This is a genomic window from Frigidibacter sp. MR17.14 (assembly GCF_037095735.1).
Lineage (GTDB): Bacteria > Pseudomonadota > Alphaproteobacteria > Rhodobacterales > Rhodobacteraceae > Frigidibacter.
In genome coordinates, this window is the sequence record NZ_JBAWKD010000016.1 from 55,568 (window position 1) to 75,617 (window position 20,050).

Annotated in this window: 17 protein-coding genes and 3 pseudogenes; 15 read left to right on the forward strand and 5 right to left on the reverse strand. The window is 67.9% G+C overall.

Annotation, left to right across the window (positions count from 1 at the left end; genetic code table 11):
* Nucleotides 1-477: 477 nt before the first annotated feature.
* On the reverse strand, nucleotides 478-1,209 hold the full coding sequence (locus V8J36_RS21145; protein ID WP_336469305.1) for a transporter substrate-binding domain-containing protein: 732 nt from the start codon (nucleotides 1,207-1,209) through the stop codon (nucleotides 478-480).
* Nucleotides 1,210-1,549: 340 nt separating this feature from the next.
* Between V8J36_RS21145 and V8J36_RS21150 the strand changes: the two genes are divergently transcribed.
* The 4 genes from V8J36_RS21150 (at nucleotide 1,550) to V8J36_RS21165 (ending at nucleotide 5,684) form a co-directional block, all read left to right on the forward strand.
* Nucleotides 1,550-2,539 carry a Bug family tripartite tricarboxylate transporter substrate binding protein gene (locus V8J36_RS21150; protein ID WP_336469306.1) on the forward strand — a complete coding sequence of 330 codons (990 nt, stop codon included), beginning with the start codon at nucleotides 1,550-1,552 and terminating at the stop codon, nucleotides 2,537-2,539.
* A 62-nt stretch (nucleotides 2,540-2,601) separates the two neighbouring features.
* Nucleotides 2,602-3,033, forward strand: a complete 432-nt coding sequence (locus V8J36_RS21155) for a tripartite tricarboxylate transporter TctB family protein (protein ID WP_336469307.1) — start codon at nucleotides 2,602-2,604, stop codon at nucleotides 3,031-3,033.
* 9 nt (nucleotides 3,034-3,042) lie between these two features.
* Entirely contained in the window at nucleotides 3,043-4,578 is a 1,536-nt protein-coding gene (locus tag V8J36_RS21160; protein WP_336469308.1) for a tripartite tricarboxylate transporter permease, read from the forward strand.
* 83 nt (nucleotides 4,579-4,661) lie between these two features.
* Nucleotides 4,662-5,684: an AbrB family transcriptional regulator gene (locus V8J36_RS21165; RefSeq protein ID WP_336469309.1), complete on the forward strand. Its 1,023-nt coding sequence runs from the start codon at nucleotides 4,662-4,664 to the stop codon at nucleotides 5,682-5,684.
* A 25-nt stretch (nucleotides 5,685-5,709) separates the two neighbouring features.
* Here the strand turns inward: V8J36_RS21165 and V8J36_RS21170 are convergent, their stop codons facing one another.
* Complete coding sequence (locus V8J36_RS21170) at nucleotides 5,710-6,621, reverse strand: amidohydrolase family protein (RefSeq protein WP_336469310.1); 912 nt, start codon at nucleotides 6,619-6,621, stop codon at nucleotides 5,710-5,712.
* A gap of 79 nt (nucleotides 6,622-6,700) precedes the next feature.
* Between V8J36_RS21170 and V8J36_RS21175 the strand changes: the two genes are divergently transcribed.
* The 11 genes from V8J36_RS21175 (at nucleotide 6,701) to V8J36_RS21225 (ending at nucleotide 19,059) form a co-directional block, all read left to right on the forward strand.
* Nucleotides 6,701-7,624, forward strand: a complete 924-nt coding sequence (locus tag V8J36_RS21175) for an SMP-30/gluconolactonase/LRE family protein (RefSeq protein ID WP_336469311.1) — start codon at nucleotides 6,701-6,703, stop codon at nucleotides 7,622-7,624.
* 61 nt (nucleotides 7,625-7,685) lie between these two features.
* The gene (locus V8J36_RS21180; protein WP_336469312.1) at nucleotides 7,686-8,228 is read left to right on the forward strand and encodes a TRAP transporter small permease; all 543 of its coding nucleotides are present in this window, start codon (nucleotides 7,686-7,688) and stop codon (nucleotides 8,226-8,228) included.
* Nucleotides 8,225-9,544, forward strand: coding sequence for a TRAP transporter large permease (locus V8J36_RS21185; RefSeq protein WP_336469313.1), 1,320 nt, complete (start codon nucleotides 8,225-8,227; stop codon nucleotides 9,542-9,544). The genes V8J36_RS21180 and V8J36_RS21185 overlap by 4 nt, the downstream gene beginning before the upstream one ends.
* A 44-nt stretch (nucleotides 9,545-9,588) precedes the next feature.
* Complete coding sequence (locus V8J36_RS21190) at nucleotides 9,589-10,593, forward strand: TRAP transporter substrate-binding protein (protein ID WP_336469314.1); 1,005 nt, start codon at nucleotides 9,589-9,591, stop codon at nucleotides 10,591-10,593.
* A 174-nt stretch (nucleotides 10,594-10,767) separates the two neighbouring features.
* Nucleotides 10,768-11,844 carry an isocitrate/isopropylmalate dehydrogenase family protein gene (locus tag V8J36_RS21195; RefSeq protein ID WP_336469315.1) on the forward strand — a complete coding sequence of 359 codons (1,077 nt, stop codon included), beginning with the start codon at nucleotides 10,768-10,770 and terminating at the stop codon, nucleotides 11,842-11,844.
* A 309-nt stretch (nucleotides 11,845-12,153) separates the two neighbouring features.
* Nucleotides 12,154-12,792, forward strand: coding sequence for an aspartate/glutamate racemase family protein (locus V8J36_RS21200; RefSeq protein WP_336469316.1), 639 nt, complete (start codon nucleotides 12,154-12,156; stop codon nucleotides 12,790-12,792).
* Nucleotides 12,786-14,069, forward strand: coding sequence for a 3-oxo-tetronate kinase (gene otnK / locus V8J36_RS21205; RefSeq protein ID WP_336469317.1), 1,284 nt, complete (start codon nucleotides 12,786-12,788; stop codon nucleotides 14,067-14,069). Before V8J36_RS21200 ends, otnK begins: the two co-directional genes overlap by 7 nt.
* Entirely contained in the window at nucleotides 14,066-14,707 is a 642-nt protein-coding gene (otnC, locus tag V8J36_RS21210) for a 3-oxo-tetronate 4-phosphate decarboxylase (RefSeq protein WP_336469318.1), read from the forward strand. Before otnK ends, otnC begins: the two co-directional genes overlap by 4 nt.
* A gap of 52 nt (nucleotides 14,708-14,759) precedes the next feature.
* Nucleotides 14,760-17,396 carry an aconitate hydratase AcnA gene (gene acnA, locus V8J36_RS21215; RefSeq protein ID WP_336469319.1) on the forward strand — a complete coding sequence of 879 codons (2,637 nt, stop codon included), beginning with the start codon at nucleotides 14,760-14,762 and terminating at the stop codon, nucleotides 17,394-17,396.
* Between the two features lie 4 nt (nucleotides 17,397-17,400).
* Nucleotides 17,401-18,153, forward strand: a complete 753-nt coding sequence (locus V8J36_RS21220; RefSeq protein WP_336469320.1) for a GntR family transcriptional regulator — start codon at nucleotides 17,401-17,403, stop codon at nucleotides 18,151-18,153.
* A gap of 6 nt (nucleotides 18,154-18,159) precedes the next feature.
* Nucleotides 18,160-19,059 carry a GntR family transcriptional regulator gene (locus V8J36_RS21225; protein WP_336469321.1) on the forward strand — a complete coding sequence of 300 codons (900 nt, stop codon included), beginning with the start codon at nucleotides 18,160-18,162 and terminating at the stop codon, nucleotides 19,057-19,059.
* Nucleotides 19,060-19,159: 100 nt separating this feature from the next.
* Here the strand turns inward: V8J36_RS21225 and V8J36_RS22915 are convergent.
* The 3 pseudogenes from V8J36_RS22915 to V8J36_RS21230 all read right to left on the reverse strand — a co-directional run.
* A pseudogene (locus V8J36_RS22915) lies at nucleotides 19,160-19,546 on the reverse strand (2-hydroxycarboxylate transporter family protein); the annotation flags it as partial.
* A pseudogene (locus tag V8J36_RS22920) lies at nucleotides 19,494-19,879 on the reverse strand (2-hydroxycarboxylate transporter family protein); the annotation flags it as partial. The pseudogenes V8J36_RS22920 and V8J36_RS22915, both read right to left, overlap by 53 nt.
* A 56-nt stretch (nucleotides 19,880-19,935) precedes the next feature.
* Nucleotides 19,936-20,050, reverse strand: a pseudogene (locus V8J36_RS21230) (IS5/IS1182 family transposase); the annotation flags it as partial.

The following is a 20,050-nucleotide window of genomic DNA, read 5'->3' on the forward strand; positions in this document are numbered from 1 at the left end:
TCGGCCGCATGGGTCGACCCTGCTCCCTGATCATCCCGATGAGCTGTTCATCGGGGCTTGCGGGGCTCCACTGGGGCCAAGGTCCCCTCTTCATCGGTGAAGCGGCTCTTCCTCATGTCGTCTGCTCCCGCGTGATGAAGCAAATTCTAAGTTAACTCAGGGACCGCGCGGGGAGCAGGTCAGACCCACTGGCCGTTGAGCGCTTCCGTGAACCTGGTCCTGACAATACTGTGGTCGGGACTGCGCTGACTGAATTCGAGCATGCCGGCGGGCTGGGCATGCCGGAACTGCAGCGAACCGAGGTCACTCTGACGCCTGCACGCCGGCCACAGGTCGAAGCATGTCCCCGACGGGCCGATGCAGGAAGCCGCATCGCTCCGAGCAGTCCGCGAATGAGAAAAGATCCCATCGCAACGCTCGATCCGCAGCGGGTCAAACTTACTCGAAGTAAACATCTCCCTTGCCTAGATTCCGGCCCTAGCCTACCGGCAGAACGGCACAGGCGCGGCTGACGCCATGACGTTCCAAGATGTCGCCGACGGCGCCACTCCGGGCGCGTTCGGCGATGAAGCGGCGCAGTTCGGCCGCGGCCTCGGGGCGGCCCTTCACGATCGCCATGGCCTGGCGAATTTGCATGAACGGGGGCGCGAGTGTGCGGGCGCCAGGGCGGCGGGCCGCTTCCGCCTCCATCACCGTTCCGATCCCGGCGATGGCGGCGACACGGCCGGTGTCGAGCGCCTCGAGTGCGGCGAAGATGTCGGGGAAGTGCACGAGCGCCTCGGCACCGGGTTGGCGGACGAGCGTAAGCGTGTAGGCAGATCCTGTGACCGTACCGACCGGTGCCCCGGAGGCCACCAGCTCGGCGGCGTCAGTCGCAGAACAGCCTGCGCTGGCGAGGTAGCAACCTTCGATGGCGACATATGGCTCGGTGAAATCGATCGTGGCAGCGCGATCCGGATCGACGGCCAGAAAGCAGACATCCCAGGCGTCCGACGTGGCGCTGTTCGAGACATCGACCGCCCGGTTGTAATCCACCAGCTCCAGCGGCAGATCGAGATGCGCGGCGAGCGCGCGGGCGAGATCGACGCTGATGCCGATCGCGGTGCCCGCGTCGTCGCGTCCGACAAGAACCCGGTTTCCGTGATTGAGCGCAGCACGCAGTGCCCCAGACGGCGCGAATTGGCGTCTGAGAAGGGCGAGGTCCGTCATGTGGTTGTCCTTCGGATTGCGTCGAAGCGCCGGAAAAGCCCGGGCTCGGGTCAGGCAATTGGTGCCAAAAGTTGGCTTTATGTGTGCATATATATCATGATGGATCAAGGCTCGGGCCGCCGGCTTGGCCGGCGGCGCGACGCTTGGCGGCGGGAGCGTGCCGTCGGCAATCAGGACATATCCTTCGCGGGACAAGATTTCGTCGCGCTGTCGGTAGCATGACGCAATCCCGGCGCTGGAGCGCATCAGTTCTCAGCAAATCTACTTGGCTTTCCATCGCCAAAAGTGCAATATGCCCTCGGATCGGGAGAATCCGCGGAATTCCAAGGAGGAGACACTTATGAAGATCAACCTCGCTTCAGCGATGTTCGCCGCTGCGACGGCTCTCGTCGCCCTGCCGCAGGCGGTGGCGGCGCAGGGGTTCACGCCGAAGAACCCCGAGTGCATCGCGCCCTCCGCCCCGGGTGGTGGCTGGGACTTCATCTGCCGCGAGACGGCGAAGTTCCTGTTCGAGATGGGTGAGATCAAGCAGGCGATGCAGGTCGTGAACCTGACCGGCGGCGGCGGCGGGGTGGCCTATGCCAATGTCACCAAGGAGCGGGACAGCGACGACAACCTCATCGTCGCGGCGTCGAACGGCACCACCTCGCGCCTCGCGCAGGGCGCCTATCCGGGGTCTTCCCCTGATGACGTGCACTGGTTGGGCACGTTCGGTGCGGAATATGGCGCCATCGCCGTGTCCAAGGATTCGCCCTACAAGACACTGAAAGAGCTGATGGACGCGGTGAAGGCCGATCCGCGCTCGGTCGCCTTCGCGGGCGGCTCGGCCGTGGGGGGCTATGACCACATCAAGCCGCTGCTGCTGGGCAAGGCCGCCGGTGTCGAGGACGTGCGGCAGATGAAATACGTGGCCTTCTCGGGCGGCGGCGAGGCGATCACCTCGCTGCTGTCGGGTTCGGTGCAGGCGGTGTCGGGCGATTTCTCCGAGATCCGCGGCTTCGTGGAATCCGGCGACATCCGCATCCTGGGCATCATGTCGCCCGAGCGGCTGAAGTCCTTCCCCGACGTCCCGACGGGGCGCGAACAGGGCTATGACGTGATAGGCGCCAACTGGCGCGGTCTCTACATCCCCAAGAACGCCTCGCCCGAAGCGAAGGAATTCTGGACCAACGCCATCAAGAAGATGGCGGATTCGGGCCCGTTCCAGGAGATGCTGGTCAACGCATCGATCGAGCCGTTCGAGAACTTCGGCCCCGACATGGATGCGTTCGTCGCGCAGAACATCAAGGAAATCACCGACATCTCGCGCGAGATCGGCATCATCAAGTGACAGCACGCCCGGGGGCGCGCGCCTGAGGCAGCGCCCCCTTTCTGCTTCCATGGGAGGAATGCATGAGCGACCGGATCTTCGGCGCCATCGGCCTGGCGCTGGCCGTCTTCTATTACTGGTCGGCGACGATCATCCCTGACAGCTTCATGGCCGACGCCATCGGGCCGAAAACATTCCCGATGATCATCGCGGTGGTTCTGGGGGTCTGCTCGCTCGTCTTCCTGTTCAGGCCCGATCCCGAGCCGATCTGGCCCAGGATGCGAGACTTCGCCGAGATCCTCGCCGCCTTTGTCGTCATGATGCTCTATGCGCAGCTTCTGCCGGTGCTGGGCTTCGTCGCAGCCACGATCTTCGCCACCGCCTACCTGACCTGGCGCCTGGGCTCCAAGCCCCTCGGTTCGCTGATGACCGGCGTCGGCACCTCGGCCGGCATCTACATCGTCTTCCACCTCGTCCTTGGCCTGAACCTGGCCAGCGGACCCCTCGGCTTCTGAGGAGACGTCATGGACCTTCTGAATTCACTCGGCGACGGCTTTGCCATCGCCTTCACGGTCGAGAACCTTCTGCTGGCACTGGTCGGCAGCTTCCTCGGCACGCTGATGGGGGCGCTTCCGGGTCTTGGCCCGGCCAACGGGGTGGCGATCCTGATCCCGATCGCCTTCACCATGGGCCTGGGGCCGACGCCGTCGCTGATCCTGCTGACGGCGGTCTACTACGGGGCCATGTACGGCGGGCGGATTTCGTCGATCCTGCTCAACATCCCCGGGGACGAACCGGCGATGATGACCTGCCTCGACGGCTATCCGATGGCCAAGGCCGGCCGCGCGGGCGAGGCGCTGGCGCTGTCGGGCATCGCCTCGTTCGTGGGGTCGTTCTTCGCCACGATCGGCCTTGCGATCCTCGCGCCGCAGCTGGTCAAGATCGCGCTGCTGTTCGGGCCGGCCGAGTATTTTGCCCTGTTCACGCTGGCCTTCGCGACGCTGGGCGGCGTGTCCTCGACCAACCAGGCGAAGTCGGCCTTTGCGGCGGGCCTTGGCCTTGCCATCGCGATGATCGGCGTCGACACCCAGACCGGCGTGCCGCGCATGACCTTCGGCGAGGTGCATCTCTATGACGGCATCGACTTCCTGATCGCCATCGTCGGGCTTTTCGCCCTGTCCGAGGTCTTCTTCTTCCTCGAGCATCACCGCGGCGGCGCCGTCGGTCATTCCGGGCAGATGAAGATCGGCCGCATGATGCCCACGGGCAAGGACCTGCTGGCCTGCACGCCGACCATGGCGCGCGGCACGGTGATCGGCTTCCTGGCCGGCGTCCTGCCGGGGGCGGGGGCCTCGCTGGGGTCGTTCCTGGCCTATTCGGCCGAGAAGATGTCCGTCGATCCGCATGGCAAGACTTTCGGCAAGGGTGATCCGCGCGGCGTCGCGGCTCCGGAAGCGGGCAACAACGCCGCCTCTGGCGGGGCGCTGGTGCCGATGCTGGCGCTGGGGGTGCCGGGCTCGGGCACCACGGCTGTCCTGCTGGCAGTGCTTCTGTCGCTGAACATCACGCCGGGACCGCTGCTGTTCACCAAGAACCCGGACATCGTCTGGGGCCTGATCGCCGCGCTCTTCATCGCCAACTTCATGCTTCTGGCGCTGAACATCCCGATGGTGGGCCTGTTCACCCGGGTGCTGCTGATCCCGACCCGTATCCTGATGCCGGTGGTGGCGATGATCTCGTTCGTGGGGATCTACGGCATCTCGGGCTCGACCTTCGACCTGACGCTGATGGTGGTCTTCGGGCTCGTGGGCTGGGTGTTGCGCAAGCTCGACGTGCCGATGGTGCCGGTCATCCTCGGCATCCTTCTGGGCAACGAGATGGAAGTGAACCTGCGCCGCGCGATGACAATCTCGGACGGAGACTGGGGCGCGCTCGTCGCCAACCCGCTGTCGATCGGCCTGTGGGTCATTGCGATCGCGGGCTTCTGCCTGCCGATCGTGATCAATGCCCGCAAGCCGCGCCAGCCCGAACTTGCCGAGGACGTTGCCCGCGGCGACTGATCCCGCGTCACGAGGCCAGCGATCGAAGGCGCAGCGGACCCATGGGCCTGCTGCGCCGATCGACATTTGTGCGGAAGATACCGATGAGACGCTTTCTCGCCGCGGCGGTCACGCTGGCCGCCGCCACATCCGTCGGCTGGGCCTGCGCCCGGACCGGCGTGCCGCTGGGCTGGCTGCTGGGGGCCATGCTGGTGATGATCGCGGCCTCGCTTCTGCGGCTGCCGGCGCGCCAGCCCGTGCTGCTGATGCCTTGGGTGAAGGGCGCGGTCGGCGCCATGCTCGGCGCCGCGATTCCATCGGGGCTTCTGGCCGCCCTCGGTCAATGGGGCGGCTCGCTTGCAATCATGGCCGCGCTGATGGTTGCCAGCGGCATGGTGAACTACCGTCTGCTGCAGCGCGCCTTCGGCTTCCCGAAGGCGGATGCGGCGCTTTGCGCGATGCCCGGCGGCATTTCCGAGATGGTGCTGTTCGGCGAGCAGGCCGGTGCGGATCAGGCGCGCGTCGCGATCGTGCATGCGCTACGCATCGCGCTGTCGATCCTGCTGATCCCGGTGATTGCCGGCTGGGTGTTCGGCGTCGAGGTGCGCAAGTCCGGCACCCTGGCACCGGTGATCATGACCGTGCCGGATTGGATCTGGTTCGCGGCCTGCGTCGGCGCAGGCGTGGTGGCGCAGCGCTGGCGCGCCCTGCCGGCGCCCCTGATCCTTGTGCCGCTCGCGCTCAGCGCAACGGTACACCTGACGGGGTTGAGCCACTTCCATGTGCCCGGCTACGTCTCGGGGCTGGTGCAAGTGATGATCGGGATCAATGTCGGCGCCCGGTTCATCGGCGTCACGCCCCGCGCGCTGGCAGGGGTGGCTACAGCGGCGGCGTCGGTCATCGGCGTGCAAATGGGCCTCGCGATCCTGGCGGCGGTCGTGCTGAGCCGGGTCTCGAACTGGGACGCGCTCGCGTTGACGCTGGCCTATGCGCCGGGCGGGCTGGCCGAGATGTCGCTGATCGCGATCACCATGGGGCGCGAGGTCGCCTTCGTGGTCTTCCACCACATCCTGCGGGTGCTCTTCGCGCTGATCTTCGCCCCCGTGGTTCTGCGCCGGCTGGCCTGAGCCGGCCGCAGGCGCCCCGCCCGTATCAGTCGCCGAAGAAAAGCCGACCCGGCCCATCCACAAGGATGCGTCGCGCAGCCTCGGGTCCCGCCCAGCGGGCCAATCGCGCAAGATCCGCCACGTCGTCAACGGCCATGAACGGCTCGACTTCCCCGTGCGCGCGCTCTTTGCGCAGATGTGAGGGGCCGGTATGGGGCCAGTCGCTGCCCCAGAGCATCCGGGCAGGCGCCAGCGCGATCAGTTGCGGGGCAAGCTGATCGAGCGCCTCGGCCGCGGCGCTGTCCGCGGGTGCGTAATCCGTCGCCCGGCAGGCGCCCGAAAGCTTGAGCCAGAGGTTGGGCGCTTCGCCGATCAATTCGCCCAGTTCCTCGAGTCTCCGCTCCACGTCCCCGGGGCCGATTTTCATCCCGGCGAAGTGGTCGAGGATCACCGGCCGGTCCAGCGCGCGCAGCAGCGGGGCGATCTGCAGCAGCAACCCGAGCGGGGCGAAGATCTGTATCGGCCAGTCGTGTCCGGCCAGCAGGCGGTCGAGTGCGCGGATTTCGCTGATCGCATCGTCAGCCGCCTCTGTCTGCTGCGTCTTGAGATTGGCCCGCAGGCCGCGCAGGCCCATCTCGGCCATCGCCCGAAGATCGGTTTCCCCGGCGCGGGTGGGATCAAGGACACCGACGACCCGGGCTTCGACATCGCCTGCGGCATTCAGCTGCCGCGCCGCGGCCAGGCTGGCGCGGTTGTCGTGGCCGTAGACGCTGGGCTGCACGATGACCACGCGCGTGGCGCCGATCCGGGACAGGTGTTGGGCAAGCGACGCGGTCGTCGCGGGGCCGGGCGTGTAGCTGCGCGATTCGGCGAAGGGCTGCAGATCGGAGTCGAAAACATGGACATGCGTATCGCAGGCCGCGAGAGGCTGGTCTGCGACACGATAATGACTAATCATTTTACGATTCCCTCAATCAAAGATGTTGCCCGACTCCATGATTGGTTCTATGGAAGTAAAAAAGCAACGAGATGAGCCGATGTTCTTTGCACCTCCAAAGGATCTGATTGCCGAGGTCTACGCCACGGTTCCCGCCGAGCTCGACGGCGGCAAAGGCTCGCCCTGGTTGTCGGTCCAGCACCCGGGTCGCCAGATGCGCGCCTTCCTGGAAGGCCCGTCCTTCGACCGCGACGGCAATCTCTACTGCGTCGACATCGCGCATGGTCGGATCCTCAAGCTCGATCCGGGCGGCGAGTTTTCAGTCCTGTGCCAGTATGACGGCGAGCCGAACGGGCTGAAGATCCATCGCGACGGCCGGATCTTCGTGGCCGATCACGCGCATGGGATCATGGTGGTCGACCCGGTGAATGGTCGTGTCGAGCCGTTCCTGACCCGGCCGGGGCTCGAGCGGTTCCACGGGCTCAACGACCTGCATTTCGCGTCGAACGGCGATCTCTATTTCACCGATCAGGGGCAAAGCGGGCTGCACGCCCCCTATGGCCGCCTGTTCCGCCTCAGTGCGGCGGGTCAGCTCGACTGCCTGATCGACAACATTCCCAGTCCGAACGGGCTCGTCCTGAACGAGACCGAAAGCCAGCTCTTTGTCGCGGTCACGCGGATGAACGCGGTCTGGCGGGTGCGCTTCCTGCCCGATGGCCGCACGGTGGCGAAATCGGGCACGTTCATCCAGCTGTCGGGCGGGCTGGCCGGGCCGGACGGGCTCGCGCTGGGCGAGAACGGCGAGTTGATCGTCGGGCACATGGGTCTGGGCAGCGTCTGGGTCTTCGACCGGCTGGGCGAACCGATGTTCCGCATCCGCGCGCCCCGCGGTCTCCTGACTGCCAATTGCGCCTTCGGCGGGCCAGAGGGTCGCCATCTCTACATCACCGAGGCCGAGACATCCTCGATCCTGCGGGTCGAGCTGCCCTTCGCGGGGCGGCGGATGTTCGCGCTGGCCGACTGACATCGTCGCGCCCGCCCCGGGGAGGGGGCGGACAGCGCCTGACATCAAGGGAGGGAAGCCAATGCTTCGCACACTCGACCGCGTCCTGTGCGGGATCGAGACGGTCATGATGGTCGCGATGACCCTGCTCGGGCTCTTCGGGGCCGTGCTGCAGGTCGTGCTGCGCTACGTCTTCAACCTGGGCATCCACTGGCTTGAGGCCGGGGTGGTCACCGCGCTGGTCTGGGGCATGCTCTTCGCGGCCGCGCGCGCCGTGCGCGAGGGCTATCACCCGCGGGTCGAGCTGCTGGCGATGGCGCTGCCGAAGGGCCCGCGGATCGTGCTGAACTTCACCGTCCTGCTGCTGTCGCTGGGGCTGTGCCTCTTCTACCTGAAGGACACGGTCTTCTACGCGAACTTCGTCGCCACGATCGAGCTCAGCCATCCCGAACTTGGGGTGCCCTTCCTGTGGCCCTATGTCGTGGCGCCGGTGACCATGGCGCTGTTCAGCCTGCGCTACGCGCTGCTGATCGTGGCCCTGATCCGCGACCCGGCCTCGCTCGAGCTTGAGGCCCCGTTCCGGGCCCGCATCGGCGCGACGGCGCAGGCGGAGGGCGGCAAATGACCGTTGCGACGCTGATCCTGCTGTTCTTTGCGGCCATCGTCATCGGCCTGCCGATCGCGGCCGCGCTGGGTGGAGCGGCGCTAGTCACCTCGATGATTTTCGCGCCGATCCCGTCCGGGGTTCTGGGGCAGAAGCTCTTCGCCAACCTCAACCACTACACGCTGATGGCGGTGCCGTTCTTCTTCCTCGCTGCGGAGTTCATGGAATCGGGTGGCCTCGTCGGCCGGCTGATCGCCATGGCGCGCGCCTTCGTGGGCCATCTGCGCGCGGGGCTGGGCATGACGGCGGTGCTGACCTGCATCCTTTTCGCCGCGATCTCGGGCTCGAGCCCCGCGACCGTCGCCGCTGTGGGCAACATCATGTATCCCGCGCTGGTGAAGGAGGGTTATTCGCCCCGCTACGCCATCGGCGCGCTGGCGACCTCGGGCTCGATCGGGATCCTGATCCCGCCGAGCATCCCGCTGATCCTCTACGGTTTCGTCACCGAAACCCCGATCCCCGCCCTGTTCTTGGCGGGCGTCGTGCCGGGGCTGATCTACGGGGCGCTGCTGCTGGTCACCGCCCGGGTCCTGGCCGCGCGCGAGGGCAAGGTCCAAGGCACGCGCGCAACCTGGGGCGAGCGGGGCCGGGCGGTGGTGATGGCACTGCCGGCGCTGTTCCTGCCGGCCTTCATCGTGGTGGGGATCTACGGCCTTCCGACGATGTCGCTTGGCCCGATCCACGTCGAGGGCGGCGCGATCTTCACGCCGACCGAGGCAGCGGCGGTTTCGGCTGCGCTGGCGCTGGCGATCGGCATGTTCGTCTACGGCGAATTCAAGCTGTCGATGATCGTGGGCCTGATCGTGCGGGTCGCGCCGCGGGTAGGCATGATCTTCTGGATCACCACCAACGCGCTGATCTTTGGCTATTTCATCACCCGCATCGGGCTGCCCGCCATGCTGTCGGAGGCGGTGTTGGACGCGGGCCTGTCGAAGGTCGCCTTCCTGCTCTGCGTCAACCTGCTGCTGGTCGTGGTCGGCTTCTTTCTGGAGGGCGTTCCCACGATCCTGATCTTCGCGCCGCTCTTGCAGCCCGCGGCCGCAGCCCTTGGCATCGACCCGGTGCAGTTCGCGATCATCATGGTCGTCAACATCGAGCTGGGCCTGATCACGCCTCCCGTCGGCATGAACCTCTTCGTCGCGTCGGGCGTGTCGGGGATGCCGGTCCTTCAGGTGTTCCGCGCCACCATCCCCTGGATGGCCGCAACCCTTATCGCGCTTCTGATCGTGACCTTCGTTCCGGCCGTGTCGCTCTGGCTGCCGGGGCTGGGCGGCTGAGGACCGCCCGCCGTTTCAATGTTCAATCCATGGGAGGAGAAACCATGAACCCGTCGAAAACCTTCTGCCTTGCGCTTCTGCTGTCCGCGACGGCCCTTGCCGGGCCGGTGTCGGCCGAAGGCATCCGCATGGTGCTGTCGAACGACAACAACGAGAAAGGGCTCAAGGGCCAGACCTTCGAGAAGTTCATCGAAGAGGCCAAGTCGCGGCTGGGCGACGACCTGACCACCGAGATGCACCATTCCGGCACGCTCTTCGACCAGCAGACCCAGATCCAGGGCCTGCAACTCGGCGAGGTGCAGGTGATCTCGCCCACGATCGGCATCTACACCTCGCTGGTGCCCGAGATGAACGTGTTCGAACTGCCGTTCCTGCTCGACACGCCCGACAAGATCGTGGCGGCGATGGAGGATCCCGAGATCCGCGCGATCTTCGTGCCGAAGCTGGAGAAGAAGGGGATCGAGCCGATCGCTGTCTGGATGAACGGGCCGCGCGATCTTGGATATCGCGGCTCGAAGGCGGTCGTGGCGCCCGCGGACGTCAAGGGCATGAAGATCCGGGTGCAGTCGGCGCCGGTCTACGTGCAGACCTTCGAGGTGCTGGGGGCCAATGCCGTCGGCATCAACTGGTCCGAGGCGCCGACGGCGCTGGAACAGGGGGTGATCGACGGCGCCGAGGTGACGCCGAACTCGTGGCACGGATCGGGCACCTGGCAGATGATCGACCAGATCACGCTGACCGATCACCAGTATTCGGCCTATGTGGTCGGGGCCAACAAGGCCTGGTGGGACGGCCTGTCCGACGACGCGCGCGGCAAGCTGCAAGAGGCGCTCGACGTGGCCACCCAGTGGAACATCGAGCAGGCCGAGAAGATCAACGCCGACGACATCGCCTTCATCGAGGGGCAGGGGAAGACGATCAACCGCCTGACGCCCGAGCAGCGCGCGGCCTGGTCCTCGGCGATGGAGCCGGTCTGGAAGACGCAAGGCTACGACCTCGTGGGCGACGAGATCATGGCGAAGCTGAAGGCCATCGCCGGCGTCAAGTGACGCCGCGCGGCGCCTCCGCAGGGTCGCCCAGGCGACCGGGGGCGCCGCCCGTCTGACCGGGCGTCCTTCCGGCCCGATTGGGGCGGATGATGCTTGCATTTGGACTTTACAGCTAATAAATCCAATAACAGCCAAAACAGAGCCGGACCCCGAGTCGCGAGCGAGGAGACGACCATGCGGATTATGACTTTGCCCTGTGACGGGATCGGCCCCGAGATCATGGCGGCGACGCTGGAGGTGATGGAGGCGGTGAATGCCAAGTTCGACCTTGGCCTGACCTTTCACGAAGAGGAATCCGGTTTCACCAGCCTGAAGAACCACGGCATCACGCTGCGCGAAGAGGTGCTGGACCGCGCCCGCACCGAATTCGACGGCGTGATCCTGGGCACCCAGTCGCACATGGACTATCCGCCGGTGGCGCAGGGCGGCCGCAACGTCTCGGCCGGCTTCCGCATCGGGCTCGACCTTTATGCGAACGTGCGACCCGCGCGCTCGCGCGACTTCCTGCCGAACAAGGCACCGGGCATGGACCTGGTGATCATGCGCGAGGCGACCGAGGGCTTCTATCCCGACCGCAACATGTTCCGCGGCGTGGGCGAGATGATGCCTGACCCGGACATGGCGCTGTCGGTGCGCAAGATCACGCGCCATTCCTCGACCCGGATCTGCCGCGAGGCCTTCAAGCTGGCCATGCAGCGCGGCAAGAAGGTCACGGCGATCCACAAGGCCAATTCGTTCCTGATGACGGACGGCCTGTTCCTCGAATGCTTCCGCGAGGTCGCCAGGGACTTCCCGGAGGTGCAGATCGAGGACAAGATCGTCGACGCTTTCGCGGCGCTCCTGGTGCGCCAGCCCGAGAAGTACGACGTCGTCGTCGCCACCAACTTCTACGGCGACATCCTGTCCGACCTCGCCTCCGAACTGTCGGGCTCGCTGGGTCTGGCCGGGTCGATCAACGCCAACGCGGAAACCGGCCTCGTCTGTGCGCAGGCGCAGCACGGTTCGGCCCCCGACATCGCGGGCAAGAACGTCGCCAACCCGACCTCGCTGATCCTGTCGGCGGCGATGATGCTCAGCTGGCTGGGCGAACAGCGCGGCATCGACAAGCTGATGGCGGCGGGCGCCGCGATCCATGCCGCGGTCGACAAGGTCATCGACGATCCGGCCAAGCGCACCCGCGACATCGGCGGCACGGTGAACACCGATGCCTTCGGCCGGATGGTCGCCGACCAGATCGCCGCGTCCGCCTGAGCGCCGCGGTCCTGTCGTCCTCTTTTCGGGTGGGCCCCGAGAGGACGCCGTGGCGCGCAGGCCCCCTCCCTGCCTGCGCGCCACCACTGCCCACCCGAAGGAGCCGCACGATGGAACCGTCCCGATGAATCCGCCCGTGACCCGCCCTCCCCGCATCGTCCTGATCCACGCGACGCGCGTGGCCATCGATCCGATCCTCGAGGCCGCCGCGCGTCTGTGGCCCGAGGCCGAGGTGCTGAGCCTTCTGGACGAAAGCCTGGCGGCAGACATTGCCGCGGCGGGCACCGTGACGTCCGCGCTGGGCGACNCGTGGCCATCGATCCGATCCTCGAGGCCGCCGCGCGTCTGTGGCCCGAGGCCGAGGTGCTGAGCCTTCTGGACGAAAGCCTGGCGGCAGACATTGCCGCGGCGGGCACCGTGACGTCCGCGCTGGGCGACCGGATCGCGGCGCTGGCCGATCATGCGACGGCGGCCGGGGCCGAGGGGGTTCTCTTCACCTGTTCCTCCTTCGGCGCACCGATCGAGGCGGTGGCGGCCCGCAGCGCGGTGCCGGTCCTCAAGCCCAACGAAGCGATGTTCGAGGCGGCCTTCGAAGCCGGGCAGGACATCGCGATGATCTACACCTTCCCGCCCGCGCGCGAGGGCATGGTCGCGGAGTTCGAGGCAGAGGCCACGCGGCGCGGCGCGACCGTCCGCCTGCGCGCGGTCTTCTGCGACGGCGCGCTCGCCACGTTGCGGGCGGGCGACGTGGCCGCGCATGATCGGTTGATCGCCGAAACCGCCCGCGGCCTCGGCTCGGCCGACGCGATCCTGCTGGCGCAGTTCTCGATGGCCAGTGCAGCCGGTGCTGCCGCGGCCGCCAGCGGACGCCCGGTGCTGGCCAGCCCCGAAACAGCGGTCGCCAAGCTGCGCGCCCGGGTCGAAGGCCGGAGGGTCGGCGCATGCTGATCGGGGTCATCGCCGACGACTTCACCGGGGCGAGCGACATCGCCAACACCCTGGCCAAGGGCACGGCCCCCGAGGGTGGGCTGGTGACCGCGCAGTTCGCGGGCGTGCCCGAGGGCGCCGCGCCCGTAGGCATCGAGGCGGGCGTCATCTCGCTGAAAAGTCGCACAGCGCCTGTGGCTGAGGCCGTGGCCGACAGCCTTGCCGCGCTCGAATGGCTGCTAGCGCAGGGCTGCCAACAGATCCTGTTCAAATATTGCTCGACCTTCGACTCGACGCCCCAAGGCAACATCGGCCCGGTGGCCGAGGCGCTGGCCGCGCGGATGGGCGCATCCGGCGTCGTCGTCTGCCCCGCGTTCCCCGGCGCGGGGCGCACGGTCTATCAGGGACATCTCTTCGTCTTCGACCGGCTGCTCAGCGACAGCGGCATGCAGCACCACCCGCTGACGCCGATGACCGATCCCGACATCCGCCGCGTGCTGGCAGCGCAGACCACGGCAAGCGTCGGCCATGTCGCAGCCCCGGTGGTGCGCGCCGGCTCCACGGCCGTCGCGCAGGCGCTGGAGATGGCGCGGGCGCGGGGCGAGATCTTCTGCGTGACCGATGCCGTGTCGGACGACGACCTGCTGACCATCGGCACGGCGCTGGCCGATGCGCGGCTGATCACCGGCGGATCGGGCATCGCGCTCGGCCTGCCGCGAAACCTGATCCGCGCGGGGCACGCCGCGGGGGGGCGGATGGCGGGCAGCGCGGTCGCGGGGCCGGCGGCGATCCTTGCTGGCAGCTGTTCGGGCGCGACGCTGGGGCAGGTGGCGCGGCATGCCGCGGCCAACCCGACGCTCGCCATCGACGTGGCGCAGGTCATGGCCGGACAGGTGACGGCCGACACGCTGATGGCCTTCTATGCCAGCCACGCGGGCGCGGCGCCGCTGGCGTTCTCGTCAGGCACGCCCGACGAGGTGCGCGCCACCCAGGACCGCTTCGGCCGGGCCGAGGTCGCGCACCGGCTCGATACGCTCTTTGCAGAGACGGCGCGGCTTCTGCTGCGCGCGGGCTTCCGGCGCTTCGTCGTCGCGGGGGGCGAGACATCGGGCGCGGTGGCGCAGGCGGTAGCGGCCGAACTTGCGCAGCCCGCGCTGCGCATCGGGCCAGAGATCGACCCCGGCGTGCCGATCCTGTCGCTGGACGGGCCGGCGCCGGTGGCGCTGGCGCTGAAGTCGGGCAACTTCGGGGCGCCGGATTTCTTCGCCAAGGCGCTCGAAAAGATGGAGACGGCATGACCGGCCCCGAGGACCACCTGCGCCAAGAGATGGTGCGCCTGTGCGGGCTTTTGTTCGCACGTGGCTACAGCGTGGGCTCGGCCGGCAACGTCTCGGTCCGGCTCCCGGACGGCTACCTGATCACGCCGACCAACGCGATGCTGGGCGCGCTGGAGCCCGATCGGATCTCGAAGCTCGACCACGATGGCAACCACCTGGGCGGTGACAGGCCGTCGAAGGAATTCCCGCTGCACCGCGCCTTCTACGACACGCGGCCGCAGGCGGGGGCGGTGGTGCACCTGCACTCGACCTGGGCCACGGCGCTGTCGGTGCTGGCCGGAACCGACCCCGAGGACTGCGTGCCCCCGATCACGCCCTATGTCGTGATGCGGGTGGGCCGGGTGAAGATGGTCCCCTACATCCGCCCCGGCGATCCGGGGATGGGCGACCTGATCCGCGCGCTGGAGGGGCGCCACGCGGCGGTGCTGCTGGCCAACCACGGGCCGGTTGTCAGCGGCAAGGATCTCTTCTCGGCCGTCTGCGCCGCGGAAGAGCTGGAAGAGACCGCAAAGCTTCTGGTTGCCCTGCAGGGCAGCGAGGTGCGGCTCCTGAGCCGCGAGGCGGTGGACGAACTGGGGCGGGTCTTTGGCCAGATCTGACCGGACGGAACATGAGGCGGCCACCGGGCCGCAAACACTGGAGGGCGCTGCGATGACATCTTCGGACCCGATGACCCGGACGGTCGGCGCGCTGACCGTGACGGACCTGCCCGGGCAAGTGCCCGGTCTCGAGACCCTGCCGCACGTGCTGCGGCTGCTCGCGGAAAACCACCTGCGCCAGACCGGGCCTGCGGGGCGCGCGGGGCTGGTCGCGGCGCTGGAGGCCTGGCGGCAGGGGCGCGCGGGAGGCTTCGAATTCACCTTCCTGCCAAATCGCCTGCTGATGCATGACACCACCTGCACCCCGGCGTTGGCCGACATCGCGGGCCTGCGCGACGCACTGGCCGAGGCGGGGGGCGATCCCGCCAGCCTCGAGCCTTCGCTGCCGGTAGAGGTCTCGGTCGACCATTCGCTGGCGGTCGATCTTTATGCCCGGCCCGACGCGCTGATGCGCAACCAGAAAAGCGAGATCGCCCGCAACGCGGAGCGCTATGCCTTCATGAAATGGGCCTCGGTCGGGATGGAGCGGGTGCGCGTGAATCCGCCCGGCACCGGGATCATGCACACGATCAACCTCGAGCAACTGGCGACGGTGCTGGAGATCGGCGCGGAGGGCCGGGCGCATCCCGACATGCTTCTGGGCACCGACAGCCACACGCCGATGATCAACGGCATCGGTGTCATGGGCTGGGGGATCGGCGGGCTCGAGGCGGAAAGCGTCATGTTCGGGCAGTCCGCCTCGCTCGCCATGCCCGAGGTGGTGGGGGTCGAACTGATCGGCGCGCTGCCGGCGGGGGTGCTGTCGACGGATCTCGCGCTCGAGGTCACGCATCTGCTGCGCAAGCTGGGCGTCGCGGGCAGCTACGTCGAATTCTTCGGCCCCGGCGTCAGCCGCCTGACCGCCGACGACCGCGCGGTGGTGGCCAACATGGCCCCCGAATACGGTGCGACCACCGGCTTCTTCCCCGTCGATGCCGAAACCGTGGCCTATCTGCGCCGCACCGACCGACCCGAGACGCTGTGCGACGCGGTCGAGCCTGCGTTCCGCGCCATGGGCCTGTGGTTCGACCCCGCCGCCCGGCCACGCTTCGACCGCCAGATCGCCATCGACCTGTCGGCGCTTCGCCCGGTGGTGGCAGGCCCGCGCCGGCCGCAGGACCGGGTCGCGGTCGGGGCGATGCGCGGCGCGACCGAGGCCGCGCTGGGGCGCGCGCTGACCGGTGAGGCAGGGGCCGCGGGCGTGCCAGACGGCGCGGTCGGGATCGCGGCGATCACCAGCTGCACGAACACTTCGGACCCGCGCCTGCTGATCGCGGCAGGTCTTCTGGCACGCGCAGCCCGCGCCCGCGGCCTTGCGCCCGCGCCCTGGGTCAAGACCTCGCTCGCGCCGGGGTCGCCTTCGGCGCGCGATTACCTGTCGCGCGCGGGCCTGCTCGAGGATCTCTCGGCGGTGGGGTTCGACATCGTGGGCTTCGGCTGCACCAGCTGCATCGGCAACTCTGGCCCGCTGCCGGCGGAGATCGAGGCGGCGCTGGCCGAGGGACGTGCGGTGGCCGCTGTGCTGTCGGGCAACCGCAACTTCCCGGGACGGGTGCATCCGAAGCTCGACCTCGGCTTCCTCGCCTCGCCGCCGATGGTGATCGCCGCGGCCCTCAGGGGCGACATCCTCGGCGATCTGCTGACAGAGCCCCTCGGGCACGATCCCGATGGGCGCCCTGTGCACCTGTCCGAGATCTGGCCCGACGTGGCCGAGGTCGAGGCGGTGCTGACCCGCGCCTTCCGGCCCGCCGACGTGCCGGGCGCCTTCGCCGCGGCCTCGGACAACGCCGCCTGGAGCGCGCTTCAGGTGCCCACGACGCCGCGCTTTCCCTGGGATCCGGCCTCGCGCTACCTGCGCCGGCCGAAGTTCGCCTCGCGCGATGAACGCTGCCGACTGGGCCATTACCAGGCCGCGCCCCTGCTGGTGCTGGGCGACGACATGACCACCGACCACATCTCGCCCGCGGGTTGGATCGACCCGCAGAGCGAGGCGGGGCGCTGGCTGATCGAACGCGGCGGCGATCCCGCCGACCTCAACGTCTATGCCGCCTATCGCGGCAACTGGGAGGTGATGCTGCGCGGGCTGTTCACCAACCGCCTGGCGGTCAACCACCTCGCCCCGGGCCTTGCCCCGGCGACCACGGTGCTTGAGGGCGAGGCGCCGCAGCCGCTGTGGCGCGCGGCCGAGGCCGCGGCGGCGCGTGGATTGCCGGTGGTGATCCTTGCGGGCGAGCGTTACGGCATGGGATCTTCCCGCGACTGGGCGGCAAAGGGCGCGGCCCTTCTGGGGGCGCGGGCGGTGCTGGCGCAAAGCTTCGAGCGGATCCACCGCACCAACCTGATCGGCATGGGGATCCTGCCACTGCAGCTTGTCGGCGGCACCGCGCCGGCCGCGGCCGGAATCGGTCCCGCAGATCGGATCGAGATCGACCTCGAACCCGGCACCCTGCAGGTCGGCCAGGAGGTCAGCGTCCGGCTGCACCGGGCAGATGGCCGGACCGAGGCCTTGCACGCGATCGCCGCCGTGGAGACCGAGCAAGAGGTACGCAACCTGCAGGCCGGGGGTATCCTGCCCGCGATCCTCGCCGCGCGGATCGGAAACGGCGCGTCGCGTCTTGACAGCAGGGCGCAAGCTGCGATGCATGACTAGTCAAATGTCGGAAGGGCAGGCGGTGGCAAGCGGTTCGATCCAGTCGCAAATCTACGGCCATTTCGCCACCCTGATCCGCAGCGCCGAGCTCGCCGCCGGCGACCGTGTTCCGACCGAGGCCGAGATCGCGCGCGACTATGGCGTGAGCCGGGCGACCGTGCAGGCGGTAATGACGCGGCTGTCGCACGAGGGCCTGATCGAGCGCTTTCCCGGCCGTGGCAGCTTCGTGCGCGACCGCTCGGACGGGGCGGATCTGAAGGTCGATCTCGACATCCACAACATCCAGTCCTTCGAAAGCGAGGCGGCGCTGGTCGAGAAGGAGATCCGCTATCGCCTCGTGGCCTTCTCGCAGGTGCCCGTGCCGGAGCGGGCGGCGCGAAAGCTGGGCATCGCGCCCGGCACTTCGGTCTTCTCTCTGCACCGGGTGCGGCTGATCGAGGACAAACCGATCGGCGACGAGCTGCGGTATTTCGCGCCGGGCTTCGAGATCCAGTTCGACACGGTTGCGCTGGCCACCGCCGCCGCGCACAGCCTGATCGAGGACGGCATGGGCCTGCGGATCGGCCGGATCGAGGCCGACCTCTGCGCCGTCACCGCCTCGGCCGAGACCGCCCGTCACCTGCAGGTGACGCCCGGGGCGCCGCTTCTGATGCGCGTGCACACGCTTTTCAGCACCGAGGATCAGGTGATCATGCATGGCGAAAGCTGCTACGTGCAGCCTTTCTCCTTCCATTATGTCGCGCGGTTCCGCAAATGATGTCGTATGCGCAGCTCTGACCTTCCCCACAAGATCGCCCAGTCGGTGATCGATGAAATCCGCAGCCGGTTGCTGGCCCCGGGCGCGCCGGTGCGCACGCAACGACTTGCCGACCGGTTCGGCGTCTCGCGCACGCCGATCCGCGAGGCGCTGACCCTGCTGGCCGAGCAGGGCTTCGTCGAACAGCACCAGAACCGGGGCTATTTCGTCTGCGCCACCGTGCCGGTGGCCGCAGAGGCGGGCGAGATGATCCGCGACATGGACGACTATCAGCGTCTGGCCTCGGACTGGCTGCGCGACGAGATCCCCGCCGAGGTGACCGAACTGTTCCTGCGCGAGCGCTACGGGCTGACCAAGGCGCGGGTGAACGACATCCTGGTGCGGGCCACGCGTGAGGGCTGGGTCGAACGCAAGCAGGGCTACGGTTGGCGCTTCCTGCCGGTGGCGAAGACCGCCGAGGCCTTCGAGCAGATCTATCGCTTCCGGATGGTCATCGAACCCGCGGCGCTGCTTGAGCCCGGGTTCACCGTCGACCGCCCGGCTCTGGCCGAACAGCGCCGCATACAGCAGAGGATGCTCGACGAGGACATCCGCACCGGCGCACCCGAGACGCTTCTGGGCAATGGGGCGCGTCTGCACGAAGAGATCGCCCGCATGTCGGGCAATCCCTTCTTTCACATGTCGCTGGTGCGCGTGAACCGGATGCGGCGCCTGATGGAATACCGCGCCAACCTCAACCGCGACCGGCTGGTGCGGCAGTGTACCGAGCATCTGGCGCTGCTCGACCTAATCGAACGCGGCGAAGTGGTCGAGGCCTCGTTCCTGATGCGCAAACACCTGAGCGGCGCTCTCCAGCGCAAGTCGCCGGTCGCCGCGGCACCCGCCGAGGCAGACGGCGCGGCCTGACAGGGTACGCGCCGTCGACACCTGTCAGGTGAGTGCCACCCAAAGGATCAGCGCCAGCGCCACGGTGACGCAGCCGTCGATAGGGGGGAGCGATCTGGGGGAAGGGCATCGGCTGCATCCGGCTCGGAGCGGACAGGACCCCGATGCCCTCCGCGCGGCGCATCCCGCGGGGAATGCTCGACATGATTGCAAGCTCTGCGGAATAGAGGTTCACGGAACAGCCCGCGAAGAAGCCGGACAGAGCCATTGCGGTCACCGGGGCGGCGATGGTGACCAGATTCGCAGAGGCGGAGCCCGCCACCAGCTCGTCGTCTGCAGCCGCGGGGTGATGCCGTTGACCAGCATCCGGATGCCAGCGCGACCACCGGCGCAGAGAACACAAGCAGCACGAAGGCCAGCCCCGCCGGGTGAGGCGTGTCCACGCCTGCAGCCGCGATGTCCTGCACGTTCGAGGTTGTTGTGCCGGTTGCGGCTCCGGCCAGGTCACCGCCGCCCGAGGTCTGCAGTTGGCCGTTGCCGGTCAGGTAGGGGTGGCGGCAGCCAAATGACGGAAGCGTACCTGCCAGAGTGATCGCGGTCAGGTTGCTCACCAAGGCTGCGGGGATGACGTGGGTCGGCACCTTCCCTTGGTCGATGCCCGAGATTCTCTGATAGTCCCCGAGAGCGGGATCGCGTCTCCGCCGATGCCGCCGGCCATGATCGGCACGACGATGAGGAAGAGGCTTTTGCAAGCGCCACACCTCAGGGCGGTGGCGGCGGCGCCCACCTGCAGCGGCACGATGATTGACGTGAAGCCCTTGACCAGCAACGAGCGGTCCATCGAGCATTGTTGCGCTTATGGGCTAAATGCCGATCTTCCCCTTTCCCGCTCAGTCTTCAGCCCACGGCAATGATCTCGGCGGTGCCGAGGCTGTTGTATCTGTTCATGATGGCGATGCGGATCTGGATCTCGGCGGTCTGCCGATCAGGGTGGCGTGAGGCGATGCGCGCG

Coding starts and splice junctions, on each gene's coding strand:
- V8J36_RS21165 (WP_336469309.1), top strand. CDS start 4,662: ATGAGACGCTTTCTCGCCGCGGCGGTCACGCTGGCCGCCGCCACATCC.
- V8J36_RS21155 (WP_336469307.1), top strand. CDS start 2,602: ATGAGCGACCGGATCTTCGGCGCCATCGGCCTGGCGCTGGCCGTCTTC.
- V8J36_RS21170 (WP_336469310.1), bottom strand. CDS start 6,621: ATGATTAGTCATTATCGTGTCGCAGACCAGCCTCTCGCGGCCTGCGAT.
- acnA (WP_336469319.1), top strand. CDS start 14,760: ATGACATCTTCGGACCCGATGACCCGGACGGTCGGCGCGCTGACCGTG.
- V8J36_RS21195 (WP_336469315.1), top strand. CDS start 10,768: ATGCGGATTATGACTTTGCCCTGTGACGGGATCGGCCCCGAGATCATG.
- V8J36_RS21180 (WP_336469312.1), top strand. CDS start 7,686: ATGCTTCGCACACTCGACCGCGTCCTGTGCGGGATCGAGACGGTCATG.
- V8J36_RS21185 (WP_336469313.1), top strand. CDS start 8,225: ATGACCGTTGCGACGCTGATCCTGCTGTTCTTTGCGGCCATCGTCATC.
- V8J36_RS21190 (WP_336469314.1), top strand. CDS start 9,589: ATGAACCCGTCGAAAACCTTCTGCCTTGCGCTTCTGCTGTCCGCGACG.
- V8J36_RS21145 (WP_336469305.1), bottom strand. CDS start 1,209: ATGACGGACCTCGCCCTTCTCAGACGCCAATTCGCGCCGTCTGGGGCA.
- V8J36_RS21225 (WP_336469321.1), top strand. CDS start 18,160: ATGCGCAGCTCTGACCTTCCCCACAAGATCGCCCAGTCGGTGATCGAT.
- V8J36_RS21175 (WP_336469311.1), top strand. CDS start 6,701: ATGTTCTTTGCACCTCCAAAGGATCTGATTGCCGAGGTCTACGCCACG.
- V8J36_RS21220 (WP_336469320.1), top strand. CDS start 17,401: ATGTCGGAAGGGCAGGCGGTGGCAAGCGGTTCGATCCAGTCGCAAATC.
- otnK (WP_336469317.1), top strand. CDS start 12,786: ATGCTGATCGGGGTCATCGCCGACGACTTCACCGGGGCGAGCGACATC.
- V8J36_RS21150 (WP_336469306.1), top strand. CDS start 1,550: ATGAAGATCAACCTCGCTTCAGCGATGTTCGCCGCTGCGACGGCTCTC.
- otnC (WP_336469318.1), top strand. CDS start 14,066: ATGACCGGCCCCGAGGACCACCTGCGCCAAGAGATGGTGCGCCTGTGC.
- V8J36_RS21160 (WP_336469308.1), top strand. CDS start 3,043: ATGGACCTTCTGAATTCACTCGGCGACGGCTTTGCCATCGCCTTCACG.